Annotated in this window: 13 protein-coding genes, 2 tRNA genes and 1 pseudogene; 7 read left to right on the forward strand and 9 right to left on the reverse strand. The window is 54.6% G+C overall.

From position 1 onward, the window contains the following. Nucleotides 1–249 precede the first annotated feature (249 nt). Both AABA21_RS19505 and AABA21_RS19510 read right to left on the reverse strand, forming a co-directional pair. The gene (locus tag AABA21_RS19505) at nucleotides 250–1,170 is read right to left on the reverse strand and encodes a protein DA1 (protein WP_338253123.1); all 921 of its coding nucleotides are present in this window, start codon (nucleotides 1,168–1,170) and stop codon (nucleotides 250–252) included. Between the two features lie 133 nt (nucleotides 1,171–1,303). Then, nucleotides 1,304–2,095: a GNAT family N-acetyltransferase gene (locus AABA21_RS19510; RefSeq protein WP_338253124.1), complete on the reverse strand. Its 792-nt coding sequence runs from the start codon at nucleotides 2,093–2,095 to the stop codon at nucleotides 1,304–1,306. A gap of 257 nt (nucleotides 2,096–2,352) precedes the next feature. Between AABA21_RS19510 and AABA21_RS19515 the strand changes: the two genes are divergently transcribed. Beyond that, the gene (locus AABA21_RS19515; protein WP_338253125.1) at nucleotides 2,353–2,523 is read left to right on the forward strand and encodes a hypothetical protein; all 171 of its coding nucleotides are present in this window, start codon (nucleotides 2,353–2,355) and stop codon (nucleotides 2,521–2,523) included. Between the two features lie 196 nt (nucleotides 2,524–2,719). Continuing rightward, nucleotides 2,720–4,000 carry an alkaline phosphatase family protein gene (locus AABA21_RS19520; RefSeq protein ID WP_338253126.1) on the forward strand — a complete coding sequence of 427 codons (1,281 nt, stop codon included), beginning with the start codon at nucleotides 2,720–2,722 and terminating at the stop codon, nucleotides 3,998–4,000. Nucleotides 4,001–4,134: 134 nt separating this feature from the next. On the opposite strand, the gene AABA21_RS19525 is transcribed toward AABA21_RS19520, so the two are convergent. The 3 genes from AABA21_RS19525 to AABA21_RS19535 all read right to left on the reverse strand — a co-directional run bounded on the left by AABA21_RS19525 (nucleotide 4,135) and on the right by AABA21_RS19535 (nucleotide 8,427). Further along, nucleotides 4,135–6,873 carry an ABC transporter permease gene (locus tag AABA21_RS19525; protein ID WP_338253127.1) on the reverse strand — a complete coding sequence of 913 codons (2,739 nt, stop codon included), beginning with the start codon at nucleotides 6,871–6,873 and terminating at the stop codon, nucleotides 4,135–4,137. Next, nucleotides 6,873–7,562, reverse strand: a complete 690-nt coding sequence (locus AABA21_RS19530; protein WP_420917201.1) for an ABC transporter ATP-binding protein — start codon at nucleotides 7,560–7,562, stop codon at nucleotides 6,873–6,875. The genes AABA21_RS19525 and AABA21_RS19530 overlap by 1 nt, the downstream gene beginning before the upstream one ends. A 634-nt stretch (nucleotides 7,563–8,196) precedes the next feature. Next, nucleotides 8,197–8,427, reverse strand: coding sequence for an RNA polymerase sigma factor (locus AABA21_RS19535; protein WP_338253129.1), 231 nt, complete (start codon nucleotides 8,425–8,427; stop codon nucleotides 8,197–8,199). A gap of 303 nt (nucleotides 8,428–8,730) precedes the next feature. On the opposite strand from AABA21_RS19535, the gene secD reads away from it, so the two are divergent. From secD to AABA21_RS19550, 3 genes are all read left to right on the forward strand, one after another. Further along, nucleotides 8,731–10,125, forward strand: coding sequence for a protein translocase subunit SecD (gene secD, locus AABA21_RS19540; RefSeq protein ID WP_338253130.1), 1,395 nt, complete (start codon nucleotides 8,731–8,733; stop codon nucleotides 10,123–10,125). Nucleotides 10,126–10,136: 11 nt separating this feature from the next. Beyond that, complete coding sequence (gene secF, locus AABA21_RS19545; protein ID WP_338253131.1) at nucleotides 10,137–11,513, forward strand: protein translocase subunit SecF; 1,377 nt, start codon at nucleotides 10,137–10,139, stop codon at nucleotides 11,511–11,513. Nucleotides 11,514–11,616: 103 nt separating this feature from the next. Beyond that, nucleotides 11,617–12,522, forward strand: coding sequence for a VOC family protein (locus AABA21_RS19550; protein ID WP_338253132.1), 906 nt, complete (start codon nucleotides 11,617–11,619; stop codon nucleotides 12,520–12,522). A gap of 38 nt (nucleotides 12,523–12,560) precedes the next feature. Here AABA21_RS19550 and AABA21_RS19555 read toward each other — a convergent pair whose 3' ends face one another. The 3 genes and pseudogenes from AABA21_RS19555 to AABA21_RS19565 all read right to left on the reverse strand — a co-directional run bounded on the left by AABA21_RS19555 (nucleotide 12,561) and on the right by AABA21_RS19565 (nucleotide 15,535). Beyond that, nucleotides 12,561–13,202, reverse strand: coding sequence for a hypothetical protein (locus AABA21_RS19555; protein WP_338253133.1), 642 nt, complete (start codon nucleotides 13,200–13,202; stop codon nucleotides 12,561–12,563). Between the two features lie 268 nt (nucleotides 13,203–13,470). Further along, nucleotides 13,471–13,656 carry a hypothetical protein gene (locus tag AABA21_RS19560; RefSeq protein ID WP_338253134.1) on the reverse strand — a complete coding sequence of 62 codons (186 nt, stop codon included), beginning with the start codon at nucleotides 13,654–13,656 and terminating at the stop codon, nucleotides 13,471–13,473. A gap of 10 nt (nucleotides 13,657–13,666) precedes the next feature. After that, nucleotides 13,667–15,535 (reverse strand): annotated as a pseudogene (locus AABA21_RS19565) (Ppx/GppA phosphatase family protein). 267 nt (nucleotides 15,536–15,802) lie between these two features. On the opposite strand from AABA21_RS19565, the gene AABA21_RS19570 reads away from it, so the two are divergent. Together AABA21_RS19570 and AABA21_RS19575 are read left to right on the forward strand one after the other, a co-directional pair. Continuing rightward, nucleotides 15,803–15,889 (forward strand) — tRNA-Leu (locus AABA21_RS19570). A gap of 210 nt (nucleotides 15,890–16,099) precedes the next feature. Beyond that, nucleotides 16,100–16,186, forward strand: a tRNA-Leu gene (locus AABA21_RS19575). Nucleotides 16,187–16,319: 133 nt separating this feature from the next. Here AABA21_RS19575 and AABA21_RS19580 read toward each other — a convergent pair. Next, nucleotides 16,320–17,852, reverse strand: a complete 1,533-nt coding sequence (locus AABA21_RS19580; RefSeq protein ID WP_338253135.1) for a serine/threonine protein kinase — start codon at nucleotides 17,850–17,852, stop codon at nucleotides 16,320–16,322. Nucleotides 17,853–18,056 lie beyond the last annotated feature (204 nt).

An 18,056-nucleotide genomic window follows, 5' to 3' on the forward strand; every position in this document is an offset into this window, starting at 1 on the left:
TTATATGACAGCTTTTCTCGCTTTTTAGGAACGATATCGTACGTGAACGGGCGCGGCATGCGCAAGGCCGGATTGCTGCCTGGTCGACAAGCCAGCGTATCGAGAAAGCCGCAATCCTATGCCGCCTACAGGTACATAATCATGATGGGGAACCGTTCACATGCGCTCCTATGACGTTTCAGGTTCCCAAAGGCTTCCCTTTTCCCTTTTTTGTGCACAAGTTGAAGATATTGGGGGCAAGCCCGGCACCTACGGAGGGGAAGGGAGGCGTTTGGTGGTGCGCAACGTTTCGATCAAGGTGGGAAAGCCAACGCGATCGGCCAGGGCGCGCATGCGCCGAAAGCCATCCCCATAAACAGGATCGGCGTTGTGCTCTTTGCTCAGGCTATGGTAGCGACCCTCGGGGGTATTGGTTTCCTGGTAGTAGCGATAGGAGAGCAGTTCACAGAAGCCTTCTTCAGCCCAGGATGGCAACTGGTGGATGCCGTTCACGATCAGCCAGACGTGGCCGAGCTCGTGAATGGTCACCCCCTGGAAGAGGATGGCGGGCAGGCCCTGAATCACGGCGATGCCATTGATCTCGGTCCGGATCAGGCGCCCGTTCTGGGTATACATGGCGCTGGTCGTCGCGCCCAGGGAATGCCCGATATTGCCTTCGCGCAGAAGATCGTTCAGATGGGCGCGCCCGCATAGATCCAGGCTGAGGCGCAGGTTGTTATATATCAAGCCCTGGCTGTTCATCCAGCGAATGACGCGCGAGAAGAGCGGTTTCGCCTCGGCCGAGCCCTCGATGGCGCTGCTGCAGCACACGGGGCAACGGATGGCCTCGGCACCGGACTCCTGCTGCTGAGGAGGAACCAGCCGGCCACAATAGGCGCAGTGAGGAAACTGCTTCTCGTGCTCACGACAGAATTTCTGGCCCCAGTAATCAACCAGAAATTCGCCCACCAGGGGCTTGTGGCAGTAAACACAGCGGGGAGCGATCTGGCGATTGTAGCACTCGATATGATAAGGGGCTCCCTGGTGAACCTGGAAGCTGCTCCCCTGGATCATGTGGCCACAACCCGCGCAGATAAAGTGCTCGGGATGCCACGTCGCCCCCAGAGCCCTGAGGTAATTACCCCAGATCGGCTGTCCACAGCCCTTACAAACCGGTTGTACTGCGCCCATATTGCCTGCTTCCTAGTGCAGATAATGTAGCTTGACTTGGCTTGCCTGTCCTTATATTGGCAGGCGGTAATAATCATAACGGCTCAGTTGCGCAAAACCACAGGAGGTATAGAGTCCCAATGCGTGCTCATTTTCAACCGCCACCTCTAACACTGATATTTGTCGGTCCATTTTTCAAAATCTCGTGCAACGCATAAATCAGCATCTGCCGCCCATAGCCGCGTTTCTGATACTGAGGCGGCACGCCGACACCCGCGATATAAGCCTCGCGCTCGCTTCTGAACACATCGATCTTACCAACCACCACATCATCGACGCTGGCCAGGTAGAAGGCGCGCTGCTCATCAGTCAGCAGCCTGGTCGAGTACCAGTCAACTTCATCCTCCGGCATCGCAAACGCGGCCGCGGTAATAGACGCCAGGGTAGCACGATCAGCCAGGCCGGCGCGACGGAATTGAAGCGGGGAAGAGGCTAGCAGGTCGGGCGGCTGCGGCGCCTGGAAAGCCATCTTATACTCGGAATGATCATACTGTGGCTGCAGAGCTGCTACAAAGGCCTGTCCAGATGCGGATTGATGTTCGACGATAAACAGCAGCGAAGGCAATTGCCGTCTCTGACATTCTTTACGCGCGGCCTCCAGCAAGGTTGTAAAAATGCCGCGGCGGCGCCAGGTGGGCGCTACCATGCCGCTGACCTCGGCCTCCTGAGAATTAAAACAAAAGATCGGCAGGTAGCCAACCAGCCTACCCTGCTCATGGTACAAAAAATCATTGCTCTCGTCTTTGGGACGCGCCTGCAAACTATTCCAATTCAACTTGAGATCTAACTGCTCATAAGTGTTACATTCATCGGCCAGATTACGAATCGCGGTCAGCTCATCCTGACTCAATCCCTGCGCGATATACAGACCCTGTTTACTACTCATTCAGTTATGTCTATTCTCTCTCTATTCATACTAGCGGCTGGCATCGCACCAACGTCATCTGTATACTATGCATCATACAATGAAAGTGAAAAAAAGTATAGAAAAATGCTGCATTCGATGCCGGAATAGTGGGAAGATCTTAAAGAATACCGCTCATGAATAGGGTGTGAAGCCGGTATCGGGGTCGATTCGTGTCAAAGGTATGTACGATAAGCAGGCTATCAGCCAGCTAGTTTTCGACATTCAGGAGGACAAATATGCCTGAGAAGAAACCTCTTAAGGGCGTAGGCCCAAAGGAAGAGCGCGAGTACGAGCACATCAAAGAGTCGGCAAAGAAGAGTGGTCGCTACGGCGATCGTGCCGAGGAGGTAGCGGCTCGCACCGTTATGAAACACCATAAAGAAGAGCACCACAAAAAGGGTGAATAGTAGGTTGGACACAAAAAAGCAGGGGCACGTGCATGCCCCTGCTTTTTTGTGTCCAACCTACATTACTGCTAAGGTAAAAAATAATAGCTGTATCTTGAAGGTTCCGTGATATACTGTTGGAAAGATATTCAGTACAATATATTTGGGAACGCCCATAGCCAGAAAATGACCTCCTATTTAGGAAGCAGGAATACGCATGCTCAATTCGGCATCAGTCAAGGCAGTCAATAGCTCACGCTTTGCTCAGCGCTTCATCCGTCCACGGTACGATTCTTATTGCTTCTCCAATCTTCCCGCAACGATTCAGTTTCTGCTAACAGGAGAAGGTCAAAGCGCACTGCCCCTTGATGTCTTTGGCCAGCTCCCTACCCAGTACGATACTGTGGTGCTCTTCTTTATCGATGCCTTTGGCTGGCGCTTCTTCGAAAAATACGCGGATAAATATGAGTTGCTGAAAACGTTTATGGCGGACGGCGTGGTCTCGAAGATGACGTCGCAGTTTCCCTCGACGACGGCGGCCCACGTTACCTGCATCCATACCGGCCTCAACGTTGGTCAGAGCGGCGTCTATGAGTGGAACTATTATGAGCCCCTGGTCAATGATATCATCTCGCCACTGACGTTCTCGTTCGCGGGCGATAAGCTGACGCGAGACACCATTAAGAGCTCTGGCATCGCGCCAACGGCCTTCTTCCCACGTCAGACCTTCTATCAGACGCTGAAAGAGAAGGGCGTTGATTCACATATCCTGCAGTATCACGCCTATACCCCCTCAACCTACTCAGATATCGTTTTTCGCGGGGCCGAGGTTCATCCATACAACCTGATATCCGACGCTTTTAGCAACCTGAGCGACATGCTCAAACGCCCGCGCAAGAAACCCAGCTACTACTTCCTCTATTTTGATCGCATCGACACCACCTGCCACAATTACGGCCCTACATCCAAACAATTGGACGAGGCAATCGAGCATTGCTTAAAGCAGATGAATGAGCTCTTCCTGCAGAGCACGCGGCACAGCAGCGGCAAGACCCTGTTTATGATGACGGCGGACCATGGACAGGTGGAGGTCAGCCCGTACAACACTTTTTATGTCAATCAGCAGATGCCGATCATCAATCGCTATCTCAAGACCAATAGTCGCGGCCATGTGCTGGCGCCGGCCGGCTCGGCGCGCGATATGTTCTTACATATAAAAGAGGAATATCTAGAGGTTGCGGTCAACGAGCTGCGGCAGCGATTGGCAAACAAGGCCGATGTCTATCTGACGCGGGATCTGCTGGCCCTGAACTTCTTTGGCATGCAGAAGCCTTCGCGCACCTTTATGGATCGCGTGGGCAACGTGGTCATCCTCCCCTACAAGCGCGAGACCGCCTGGTGGTATGAGGAGAACAAGTTTAACATGCACTTTCTAGGCCATCATGGCGGCCTGACACCCGAAGAGATGGAGATTCCGCTGCTCCTGATGGCGCTTTAAGATCCCACGTGTATCGATTGATGCCATCTTATGTGCGTTTTCGTGGGTCGAGGAGAAAGCGCCCGCAAGGGGCGCACCTACGATGTTTATCCGGCGGCAGAGGAGAAGGCGCCCGCAAGGGGCGCTTTCTTACGTTATTCGTAGCGCAGGACCTCCAGGGGGCGCACGCGTACGGCGCTCCAGGCGACGCAGACTGCGATGAACATGGAGAGGACTACGGAGCCCAGGACGAGCGCCAGCACAATGGTGGTGTCGACGATAAAGTTGGCGTTAAAGGCATATTTGCCGAGCATCCAGGTGATAAGAGAGGCCAGGACCATGGCGACCAGGGCACCCATGCCACCAACCAGGCCATTTTCCAGCATGACCTCACCCAGGATGGTGCGGCTGGTATAGCCGACCGATTTAAGGATACCCAGCTCGCGCCTGCGCTCCAGCATGGCCAGGGCCACGGCGTTGGCGATGATGATGATGCCCGCCAGCAGTGTCAGCGAAGCGATCGTGGTCAGGGTCAGCAGGATGTCGTTGAGCAGCTGGTTGATAAAATCGGTCAGGCTGGCCAGGTTGAGCAAGAAAGCCTTGGGGACCGTCTGTCCGATCAGGTCGACCGCGCTATTCAACTTGTTGGGATCGATCTTCATGTAGAAGACGGTCTGATCAAATCCTGATGGAGTCAGGGCCTTGACCGTGTCGGTGGTGCCAAGGATCGGCTCAAAGTTGGCGCCCAGCGTCTTCTGGTCATAAAAACCCACCACGGTAACCGTCTTGGTGCTGACCTGGTCAACCCCGACCAGGGTAATCTTGTCACCCACCTTGAGATTTACGCCGTTCAAGCGCGAGAGCGATGAGCGCACCAGCACGTTGTTGGTGCCCGCGTCATTCAGGCTCAGGTTGCGTCCCCCCGTGATGTCGATAAAGTTGAGCGAGGGCAGTTGATTGTTGCCGACGTTATACCCCTCGACGCCATTGGTGAGCGAGAGCAGCTGGCGGCGCGCCTGCGTTCCACTGGAGCCAGTGACAAACGAGGCGAACGGCTTGCCATTGATGGTCGCCGGGACCGTCGAGGCCAGCGTGTGCTCCTGATACGTACTCAGTCCGTTCAGGCGCGGCAGAACTCCATTGAGCTTCTGAGTGTCATCGCTTGAAGTAATGGCATAGACGTTATAGTTGAGGGTATGGGCGATCACCTCATTGACCTGCGTGCGCAGATTCTGTCCCAGCGCCAGGATCAGGCCGATGGTGAAGATACCCACGAACAGGGCGACCATGGTGGTAGTGGTGCGCGTGCGCTGGCGACCAAGATTGCGCAGAGCCATCTTGGTCGAAGCCTTCAGGGTACGCGGGACGAACATGATCAGGAAACCCAGCAGCGCGAAACCCATGAAAATTATGCCATAGGGTGGCGCCACACGATAGAGTCCGTAGGCTATAGCCCCCACGGCCACCACCAGCAGAATCTGCCAGAAGCTGAAGCGCTCCGGCACTGGCAGGCGGCTGACCAGCACGATCATCAAGCTCAAGACCAGGCTGAGCAGGCCCAGGAAGATGAAGATACCATAGACCGAGATCGCGCCCAGGCGTACATCGCCGTTGAGGATCACGATCGAAAGGACACAGAACAGGACTGAGAGCACGAGCAGCAGGATGACGGTCAGGGCCTTGCTACCCACACCACGCCCCTCCGGCATTTCGCGAATCACGTTCAGAGGACGAATATTGGCGGCCTGCACAATCGGCAGCAGACCAAAGATCAGTGAGGTGGCCACGCCGATGATCATACCCCCGATGATCGTAAACCAGTCCAGCACAAAGGGCACGTTCAAACCAAAGTTCTGCTCGACAAAGTTGCGCACCAGATAGCTGATGCCGGTGGCGGCTGCGGCTCCCAGCAGGCCACCAACCAGACCCAGCAGGGCCGCCTCCAGTCCAAATAACAGATAGAGGTCCAGACGGCGATAGCCGGTCGTTTTGAGCATGGCGATCTCGGTACGCCGGCGCGAGAGCAAGACCTGCATGGTATTGACGATACCCACACCACCGATCAGCAGGGCCAGCAGGCCAGCGATCTCCAGGAACTTACGAATATTATCGATGATCGCCTGCTGCTGCTTCAGCACATCGGCTGCCGTCTGCGTGGTCGCGATCGGAAACTGCTGCTGGATCTTCTTGACGGCAGGATCAATCTTGGACTGCTCGGCCGTCACATCGACGGTATCGTAGGTCACAGGAGATTTGGGGGCGGCTGCGATATAATCGCTCTGTGAGATGAGGGCCACGCTGCCCGATTGGGCCAGCACACCACTCTCGGAAACGATGCCTGTGATCTTCGCGTGGATTACGCGTCCAGCCTGTCCCCGGCTCCCACCACCCACGGTGATGTCCAGCTTATCGCCCAGCTTATCTTTAAATTGATCGATGAAGGGCTGCGTCACCACCACGCCGTTGTCCTTTAACGCGCTATCCAGACTGCTATGGGCGGGACTGGTAAAGGTGGGCGCAGTGACGGTCACGGCCGGATAATGCGCCGGATCGACGATGCGGATGCTAAACGTCTGGCGCTTCGAGGCCTGAGTACCTGCGGAACCCAGCGAGGTAATCACCGGCGTATAATCAGTGATCGAGCCATCCTTTTTCCAGCTGTCAAAATGCTTCAGATCGTTCTGGCTGAACGGCTGCTGCGAGCGGATAGCGATATCCCCGCCGTTGGCGTCACGCACATTGCCGGTAAAAGCATTGTTGATCATGATGCCGACCAGCTGCAGCGCCACGATCGCCATCACACCCACGGCCACGCAAAAGATGGCCAGCAGCGTACGCTGTCCACCGCGAAAGAGGGAGCGCGAGGTATAGTTGAAGTACATCGAGGCTTTCATTATTGGGTGATTCTCCCGCCGGTGGTATCCAGATCCCCGATCAAACCATCTACGATGCGGATCGCGTGATCGGCGTGGCCAGCCACAGTTGGATCGTGGGTGGCGATGATAAAGGTCTTACCCGTCTTCGCGCGCAGGTCAGCGATCAGACTCAGGACGTTCTCGCCGTTGCGCGCATCCAGGTTACCGGTCGGCTCGTCGGCGATCACGATGGCGGGATCGGTCGAGAGGGCACGTGCGATAGCGACGCGCTGTTGCTCACCGCCCGAAAGCTGGCTGGGACGATGACCGAGGCGATGGGAGAGTCCAACCAGTTCCAGCAGTTCTCTGGCGCGGGCCGAGGGCGATCCTTTATGCTTGCCCACGTACAGCGGCACCTCGACATTCTCCTGCGCCGTCAGGGTAGGAATCAAATTAAAAGCCTGGAAGACCATGCCAATCTTCTGATTGCGTACCGCCGCCAGCTTCCCCTCGCTCATGCGCGCGATATCGATACCATCCACCATCACCTGTCCGCTGCTCGGATTATCCAGACCAGCGATAATTCCCAGCAGGGTACTCTTACCCGAGCCAGAAGGACCAACGATCGATACAAATTCACCGCTCAGAATCTGAAAACTAATGCCTTTGAGAATATCTATGCGCTCGCGCCCTAAAGGTAAGCTTTTCTTAATGTCCCGCACATCCATTACAACTTTACGTGGCTCGGAAACGGCTGCCCTGGTAGCATCCGTCGCATGCTGCGTCACTATTTCGTCCATGGAAGCATCCGCTCCTTTTATAACCATACTCAAATGTACATAATAAGGCAATGTGAATAAAGACGATATATCTTTTCTATACAAGTGACACTAGAGCCCACAGATTCGGGTCAGGGAGCATGCACTTGTTTCGGGGGTAGTCAACTCTGAGTACCACAGCGTAGCATAGCACGTATCGCGTGAGAAGAATAGATTTCTGCTCCTGGCATGCTGGCCTGGAAAATCTTTCCGCTCACGCGACTGATGCCTTTCTTAAAAGATACGAAGCAGACCGGTTTTAGGTTCTATATCTATCTGAATGTGTGTCCTACTTCCATTGCCCCGGTGACCTGCGCGATCTCCTTCAAACCCAGGCCAGCATAGAAACGTACTAATATAGTACTCCGGTACTCTTCTGCTATGGTGCCCGGCGCAAGAGAAATAATTTGCCCTTGCTCATCAGAGAGTGCGGCATCTTCAGGTCCTGGAGCCGGATCATACACTGCGAGTAGAATTTCATCCGTGGCATCCGTCCCGTGTTCGACCTGCGCAGACTTAAAATAATCGCGTATAATGTTTGTAGCTATAGTATAGAGCCATGGCTTAAGGGGCGACCGATCTGATAGTCACCTTGTTGCACCATGCGTAAAAATGTTTCTTGTACGGCGTCTTCAGCAAGTTGTTGGTCTCCATGAACGAGGCGATAGAGATAGCAGAGCAGCGGCCCATAGTGCCGCTCGATCAATATATTAAGGGCACCCTGATCGCCTGCCAGCGCATCCGACATCAGTTGCTCATCACGTAGCGCTTCCACAATACTCTTTCTTCTGTATAATACAAATAGAGTTCACATACATAGTGACTACGACACACGCGCCTCAAAGGTTCGCTAATGTCCACAAAACCTGTCCAAAAACCATCATATACGGGTATAAATAGATGAACAGGATATGCAACAGTGGTCAACTATGCTATACTGCACAGAAATAGTGTGGCGCATACCGTGTTCCTACCCAGAAACGCTCACATTGATGCGCCTGATGGGAAGAAGATGGGGGCGCTGCCAGGGCGCTCCTAGCCAAGATTTCGAACTAACCCAGTTGAGAGGAATTTATTTATGCGGCGAGGAACATTACTACTCCTCTTCTTAATTATTCTGTTAGCCGCGGGCGCATCATTTGTCGTCTTCTGGCCCCATGTCGACAGTGGTAAGCCCCTTTACGGCGTCAACAATCCGTTCACGACAGTACTCGGCCTGGACCTGCAGGGTGGTGTTCGTGTCCAGCTTGAGCCCAAGCCAGGCCAGACCGGCATCAACCACGACAATATGGAGGTCACGCGCCAGTTGATCGAGACCCGTGTAAATAGTGGTCTTGGCGTTAAAGAACCTAGCGTGCGCTTGCAAGAGGGCGCGGGCGCCTCCAGCATTGTAGTCGAGCTGCCTAATTTTAGCGGTAACCAGCAGGATGCGCTCAATACGCTGCTGAAAACTGGTAAGCTGGAGTTCTGGGACACCGGTACCAGCGGCGGCCTACAACAGGGCGCGGCGTTTGATCCCAGCCAGTACACCCAGTACAATCCCGGCGGCAAACCATTGTTCACCGGTAATGATCTGGACCCTAATGCCCTGAGCGTAGGTCAGGACCCGCAGACCAATGCCTACCTGATCCAGTTTCAGATGAAAAACAACGGTGCATCGACCCGCTTTGGTACCTTCACCGCCAACAACGTCGGTCACTATCTGACCGTGACGCTGGACCGCCAGGTTGTGACGTCGCCTGTGATCAATAGCGCCATCACCGGCCCTGGTACCATCCAGGGTAACTTCACCCAGACCCAGGCGCAGCAGACCGTCAATATCCTGAAGGTTGGCGCGCTGCCTGTGGCCCTGCAGCAGACCAGTTCAGAGCAGATCAGCGGTACCCTGGGTGCCGAGACCATTACCCACAGCATTCTGGCCGGCATCATCGGTCTGAGCATCGTCGCCCTGTTTATGCTGCTCTACTATCGTCTGCCCGGCTTCCTGGCCGACATCGCCCTGGTGCTCTATGCCGTCTTCACTTTTGCCATCTTTAAGATGATCGGCGTCACCATGTCGCTGGCCGGTATCGCCGGTTTCATTCTGTCGATTGGTATGGCGGTAGACGCCAACGTACTAATCTTTGAACGCGTGAAGGAAGAGCTACGCGCGGGCCGCCTGCTGGCATCGGCCATCGACATCGGCTGGAAACGTGCCTGGCCCTCGATCCGCGACTCAAACATCTCGACGATGATCACCTGCGCGGTCCTGTACGCCTTTGGTAGCAACTTTGGCGCCACCATCATCGTTGGTTTCGCCACCACCCTGTTCCTGGGCGTTGTCATTAGTATGTTCACCGCCGTGGTCGTCACTCGCACGTTCTTGAACCTGCTTGTGCCAACTGGCGTCATCAATCACCCTGCACTGTTCGGATTACCTGCCGATGTACGGCCCAGCGTAAAAGTGGCGGCACGGCGCAATAGTACGGTGTAGAGGAGGCTGCAGTGTTAAACCTAGTCAAATATCGCAAACTGTTTCTGCTGATCTCGCTGATCGTGATCATCCCTGGAACGATCTCGTTACTCATCTTCGGCCTGAACGTGGGTATCGATTTCGCGGGTGGCACCAACATTACGCTACGGCCCCAACATACCATTGCGGATGCCGATACGGTCAGAAATCTACTCGCTCCCTTCAAGCTGGAGAGCGAGCAGATCGTCCTGGGTAAAGATACCAAAGGCGCGACCAACGCCGCCTGGATCCGCTTTGATGGCCAGGTCGACAAGTCTGTTACCGATAACGTCCAGAAAACGCTGGATAAGAAATATAATCAGACGTTGGGGTATGATACGGCAACGATGTCTGGTAGTAAGCCCTATACCCTGGTAACCGTTACCAAGTTTACCAGCACGCCTAAGGCCAATGATATCAAGGAAGCTCTGAGTAATCTATCGACGACCAGCGGTACGCCCACCATCGGTAGCGCCACACCCACGGCTACCCCAACCGCGAGCGCTAAGAGCACTCCAACCGCGACACCCACCGCGACCAATACGCAGAATGGGAGCACAACATCCACTCCTGTGAAGATCGCAGACGTGCAGACCGGCGATAGCGCCCAGACCATCAATATCCTGACCAAAACCTCGATCACCCCGGTTTCCAGCGTGTCGCCAGCCGCCATCCAGAGCGCCTTCCTGCAGCATGGTGGTCCCTACTTCATGGTCCAGAGCAACGCACAGGTCGGCCCTTCGGTCGCCGGTCGTACGGTCACGATGGCTTTCCTGGCCGTGGTGGCGGCTTCGCTCTTGATCCTGCTCTACGTCTGGTTCTCGTTCCGCAAGGTACCGAAAGCACTGCGCTATGGCGTCTGCGCTATCGTGGCCCTGCTGCACGACGCGCTGGTCGTACTGGGTATCTTCTCGATCCTGGGTAAGCTCTTCGGCATGCAGATCGACTCGTTGTTCATCACCGCCCTGCTGACCGTAATTGGTTTCTCGGTCCACGACACCATCGTGGTGTTTGACCGCGTGCGTGAGAACATGCAGCGCCGCACCGTCGAGACCTTCGAGGAGGTCGTCAATGCCAGCCTGGTTCAGACCCTGGCCCGCTCATTGAACACCTCGCTGACCGTGCTCTTTACCCTGTTGACGCTGACGCTCTTCACCGGTATCGGCACCGATATCCATACCTTTACCCTGGCCCTGCTGATCGGTATCTTCAGTGGTACCTACTCCTCCATCTTCAATGCCAGCATGATGCTGGTCATCTGGGAGAAGGGCGAGTTGGGTATGAAGTACCTGCAAGGCAAGCGCGACGAAAAACCATACGCCCGCAAGCGCGACCGCGAGGTTCGTGAGCTGGCGGAGACCCGTAGCTAACCTCCTCTCACACAGATAGGCCAGAGAGCCGTTTGACAGCGTTGATCCCCACGAGGGACAATGAAGTCAAACGGTTCTTTTTTTATGTAGAGAAGGATGGAGTATGTTAACAGCACTTGATCATATCATTATCGGCGTGCATGATCTGCCACAGGCGGACCACACCTTTGGCCAGCACCTGGGACTGGTCAGCAGCGCCGGCGGCAACCATCCCAGCGGCGGCACGGCCAATCGCATCATCGTGATCGGGGATACCTACCTGGAGTTGATCACGGTACGGGCGCCCGAGGAGGCGCAACAGAGTATGCTCAATCGGCTGAAGCAAGGGGATGGCTATCTGAACTGCGTACTGGCCTCCAACGATATCGAGGCGGATAGCCGGGCCATGTTTCAGCGCGGCGTGGCCGTCATTGGACCCAACCAGGGATCGCTAAAGAGCGCGGACGGCGTTTCGCGTGGCTGGCTGCGCACCGATGTTGAGCGGCCAGACCTGACGCAACACTATCCATTCATCATCCAGCACGACAGCAGCGGCGAAGAGCGGCGCAGACGACTGGCAGGGGGCCAGACGCCCCCTGCTCATCCACTGGGCGTACAGCGCGTTGTCAGCGCCACCCTGGCGGTTGAGAATCTGGCTGAGGCCAGTCAGCGCTTTCAGCATATCTATGGTCTGCAGCCTTTGGAGGCACGCAGCCATGAGAAGTGGGGGACAAACGTTGTCACGTTCGCGTTGGGGGAGGGGACCCAGAGTCTGGAGCTGGCAGAACCATCGTCAGCATCCAGTGCATCGTTGCCACAGGATGCCTCGCTCTCGACACATCTACGCCAGCTGGGGGAAAGTCTCTATCGCATCACGCTGGCGGTCGTGGATCTGCGCCTTGTCAGACACTATCTGGATGCCCATAAGGTAAGCTATACCGTACTGGAAGACGGGCAGCCAACGTTATGGATACATCCAAATCAGGCCAATGGCGCGCTTATCGTGTTAAGCGAAGAGGAAATGCATTAACATACACCTATTAAATAAGCATAGCTGCCACTTCGTGACTAATCATGGGTAACGAAGTGCAGCTTGCGATCAAAGACTTTTTCAAACAGGTCGGCCTTCTCCTGGGCGTGTTCTAATTCAACGTCTAAATCGGCCAGTGGACGTACCCACAGGCGCAGGGTCCAATGCTTATCATTGCAGCGAGCCGGATCAGCGGCCACATTGAGTACACGACCATCGTGATCGTAATCCAGGGCATCCGCGATACGCAGCAGAGCGGAGAGCGTAGAGACACGCTTGCGCGCATTGGGTGAGAGGGCCGCGTATTCCTCATGATCTGTGCTCGGCAGGGCCCGCCGATGATAGCGAGCGATACAGGCGATCTCATGGCGCTGCTTATCCGAGAAATCGGGCAGGGGAGTTTCCTTGATCAAGCGATACGAGTGCTTATGATGGCGACGTGCCTCCACCATCATCCCTGTATTATGCAGGAAAGCCGCCCGCTCCAGCAAACGCAAGCCACGTTTACCATACCCGTGCAAAGGGCGGGTAGCCTCAAACAACTGGATGGAGAGACGCATTACCTGACGAGCATGGGGCCAGTCTTCGACCAGCAAACCACCGCTCAACTGCAGTTCTTCCGCCGTCGGTTCATCTTTTCTGACTTCATCTAACTCTTGAATCGAATCTGGCATCATCATGCGCTTGTACCTCCAAAGACACAGTATACATCCAGGCATCCATCTGGTCGATGAAAAATATCGCCACCCGTGCCTCAGGTTCCTGTTCGTTTCGTTACACGAATTGGATAACATATAAATAGATAAACTTCAAATTTTCCCTCACCGAGGGAAAAGGGTTTATAAAAATATAGGGAGGAATTTGTGGGGGAACTATCATGCCCCCGGCATGCTTGCCCCCACGCCCCCGGCAGGAGGGCCTAGCCGGCCCTCCTGCACCTCCCCCGCTTTATGCGTTGTCGGCCAGCATGCTGAGCACTTTGCGTTGAAAGTTCTGCTGCTTGAGCTGATACCAATGCTGGTAAAACGCTGTATACTGGCTCTCGCGCTGTTGCTGCAGGTTGCGCAGCAACAGTTCCAGACCCTCACGTTGCTCGGCACCGAGGGGCCGGGCAGGTTGTAAAAGGTGCTTCACCAAGGCTGGATTAACCGCCGGGGCCTTTTTTCTGGTCCTGGCTGCTAGCAGTCAGCAGGGCCTGCTCATAAGCCGCGCCACTATCCTGCGCTCCCAGGCTCAGCCTTAGCAAGGCGATCATAACATCGTCATCGTGTAATGAACCCAGCTCTTCCTGGATCTGTTCTACTTCCTTGATGATTGAGGCACATTCGTCGGGGAATGTTTCCTCGAAAATTTCCAGGGTATAGCGTAGACGTTTGGCGGCAATGCGTAGATTGTGCAGGTTCTTGACCGCGTAAGGATCATCTACATATGTTTCCCAGCTAAACATCTCGGTCAGCCGCACCCTGGCGATGGCTCGCGCATTCTTGCCGGTTGAGGCATTCCGATCCAGATCGGTTACCATACTAGCCTTTGCCATTGGTCACCTTACCTCCTCTTCTGGCAGGCATGCCATCACTCGACGTAGAAACGCCTTATCCTTCAATGGTTGTAAGCATTGTTCTATCTGGCGCTGATGCTCCTGGCGATACGCGTTCAATTGTTCAATGAGCCATTCAGCTCCCTGTTGCTCCACCAAAGACGTGTTCTCGGACTGCTTACGCAGATTTTCAATCATCACATCTGTATCACGAGCCAGACCCAGGGTATCGGCGAGCTCTTTGACCTGGCGATAGACGGCTTTAAACTTTTTGGGATTACAGACCGATTGATAAGCATCCATGACGGCACGCAGGCGGCGCGAGGCCACGCGCATTTTATGGACCGCCTCGATATCATCATGGCGCAGAACATCGTCACGCCAGTCCAGCATGGTTCGCGCCCGTTCCTGAAACAGGCGCCGGCCGGTGGAGATAAAGTCATCACGGTAGGTAACTACAGAGTCCATGAGCTCATTATCGGTGATCAACTGTTGGGATGACTGCTCGGATGCCTCGGCTTGCTGTTGCGCGCGCTGCAGCCACTGCTCCCCCTCCCGACAGTAAGCCATGGCCAGCCCTTCTCGAATGCCAAAGGTGCTGATGTGGATCTCTTTCAAGTGAAAGACTTCGAAGATCGCCAGCAGGATCAATGCGCCGGCGGTGATGATGCGGGCTCGCTGCACATCCAGCTCGTAGCGACTGGCTACCTCTTCCGCTGGCAGTGCCCATAACAGTCCCTGGCAGCGCAGCAGATCTTCATACGTCAGCACATCCGCGCCTTCATCCAGCTTAAACGCTCGCCGCGCGAGTGATAGCAGGGTATTTGCGCTCCCACCGGTCACAAAGAGAATAGATGGAAAAGCTTTGATGTTTAACCCGGACAGGTATGTACGTAAGAATGTCCTGGCCGTCGATTGATCGGCCACCGTGGGAGGGTTAGATTGCAGGTAACGATCGTGCAGCCAGCCAGAGCCAATTGGCAGAGAGGTATGCCAGGAGATGCGCGCGTTTTTCGCCAGCACCAGCTCGGTACTTCCACCACCCATATCCATGACGCCGAACTGCTCAGGTGGCTGCGGCAGCTTATTTACGGCATAGGCCGCGCCATAAAAGGTAAGCGTCGCCTCGACATCACCACCGATGCAATGAACCTTGATATCGGTTTCCCGCTGGATAGCCTCCAGGAAATCCGCGCGATTGCTGGCCTTACGAATAGCTTCCGTGGCAATGGCCAGTGTTATCTGTGGCTCAAACTCTTTAGCGATTGCTTGAAACTTTTTCAGGGTAGAAACCGCAAGCTCTTGTTTCTCTGGTGAGATCGCGCCCGTGGCATTGACGCTTTCGCCAATGCGCACTACGGCCTCATCTGCGGCCAGAATCTCAAAATCTGTAGCGGAACAACGAGCAACCACCATACGCAAGGTATTACTACCAATGTCGATAGCCGTGCACACGGATGCGGTTTGCTCAGGCATGCATTACTCCAAATTTCTATTTTTTTGATACACTTTATAAAAAACACGTGGATTTAACAAAGGTATGTTTAGCAATAGTATTAAGAGCAACATACCTCAGATTTATTCCTTCGGGGACACTAGTGTTATTATAACATGAATTTTGAGATATGAATGAACAGCCGAGCAAAAATAAAAATTCCAGCCTCAAACCTTGAAATCGCGCCTCTAAACCTATTGACAGAAGCGGCCAGATCCTGTATTATGAACACATCCTGAACGGGGCAAGCCGAAGTGGTGAAATTGGTAGACACGCAACGTTCAGGGCGTTGTGCTCGCAAGGGCATGGGGGTTCGAGTCCCCCCTTCGGCACCAATATCCGCCTCCTCTTGAGAGATCAAAGGGAGGCGGTTTTGTTCTGTCTTGATTCTGTGGAGAGTTGGCGCGTCAGACCAGGATAAGCCATGCATGGGGCACGTGCAGGGCATTATAAAAAATAGGGATAAAAACTACGCAAATACCCGAAATATCTCGTTGACAAGCCGATCGGAATCCTGTATGATATACCCATCCTGAACGGGACAAGCCGAAGTGGTGAAATTGGTAGACACGCAACGTTCAGGGCGTTGTGCTCGCAAGGGCATGGGGGTTCGAGTCCCCCCTTCGGCACCAATATCCGCCTCCTCTTGAGAGATCAAAGGGAGGCGGTTTTGTTTTGTCTGCAAAAGCAAGCGGCGGTGCTCAGCAGTCCATTGTGTGCTGGTGCATTGAGGGCGCAGCTGCCCCCCAATGCACCAGCACACAATCAGATATCATCAGGGGATGGCGCGCTAGAGAGTGTGATCTGCTCTATCTTCCAGGAGCCATCGGACTGACGATCGATAAGGCCATCCCAACGATAATAGTGTATGAGTGTCCCCTGTGGAGCTTTCTCCTGCGTATGAAGCTGCAGTAACACATCGACCTCCGAGGGCGAACGCGCAATGGACTGCTTGAATGATATATCATTATGCGCCAGCGATTGATAACTACTCAAGAAGCGCTCATAACTTGTGTGCCGCTGAAAATCCGGACTGCACAGGGCGTAGGCCGCGCGATAGTTGTGTTGATTAAGATCATCGTAATACTGACTCACAGCCAGCCGAGCCTGCTCAGATGGTGGTATAGAAGAAGTTGCGAAGGCTCCCAGGATATGCAGCACAGCCAGCGTACCAATGCCAACCATGGCGAATAGAGGCAGGCATTTTAAGACAAAGTATCTGAACAGGTCTGGCTTACGTGCGATGGTTGAGGGCAACGGCATGACCTGCTCATGGGTATACGAAAAACCAAAGTCGGCGGTTCGTGGAGCTGCGTTGCTGGCCACGGGAACTGATTGGACCGGGACACGCGAAGAAGCCGCTACAAGTTGAGGAGATACTGGCGCGACAACAAACTCTGATTTGCCCGGCTCTCCACTGGTGCCATTGGATATAGGAAAATGAAGGTGATGTGCCAGCGATTGCCGCGGCCTGTCCATCATGGTGATAGCCCCCGCAAAAGCCTGAGCCAGTTCGCCCACCGATTTATAACGCTCGGAGGGATACCTGGCAGTCGCTTTCTGCAGCACCCGATCCAGCGTCAGCGGCAGATCAGGGGTTAGCGCGGCCACCGATGGAAGCGTCTCCTGCAGATGCTGGCGCATCAGGGTATATGTGCTCTCCCCCTTAAAAGGCTTGTGACCGGATAGCATTTGAAAGAGCAGGATCCCCAGTTGATAGATATCCGAATAGTGGGTAAGCGGCTCGCCGCGCACCATTTCTGGAGACATATAGAGCGCGGCCTCCATATCGGCATCCGCCGTACTTTCGAACAGGTGGGCCAGGGCAAAATCGGTCAGGAGCAGCCGGCCCTCGGCGTTAATCAGAATATTCGTCGGCCGCAAATCTCCGTGAATAGCATGCAGTGAATGCGCATAATCCAACGCCGACGCGATCTGCAAGAGATAAGCCAGAATCTGCTGCGGCGCCAGCTTACCCTCGCGTTTTAATAGCTGTTCCAGGCTGCCACTGCCTATATAGGGCATCACCACGTACGCCAGCTGATCATGTTCTTCATAGTCCAACAGGGGAAGAATGTGAGGATGATCCAGGCGAGCGATATTTGTTACTTCGCGTCGAAAGCGCAGGAAAAAATCATCTCGTCTGGGTGCCTGTGCCTGTACAACCTTGACCGCGACCAGGCGTCCAGGATGAAATTGCCTGGCCAGGTATATAGTGCTGAACTGGCTATGGCCAATCACCTTCTCAAGCGTATAATTTCCCAGGACTGTTCCAACAAGATCATCATTCACTTTCACAACGCACCGCCCCCTTGACTAAGGTGTTAAGGATGTGTCTTTTTCTCGTCTTTCTGGTGTACGTGAGCGCCCCCGCACGGGCGTCCGCTGCGCGGCCGCACTTGTTTTTTAGTAGGTGGTGTAACGCAGTGAGTGTGTGCGAATGCACACACTCACTGCGTTACACCACCTACTAAAAAACAGTTAAGCACCGCAGGTGCGAAA

Source organism: Dictyobacter halimunensis, assembly GCF_036245075.1.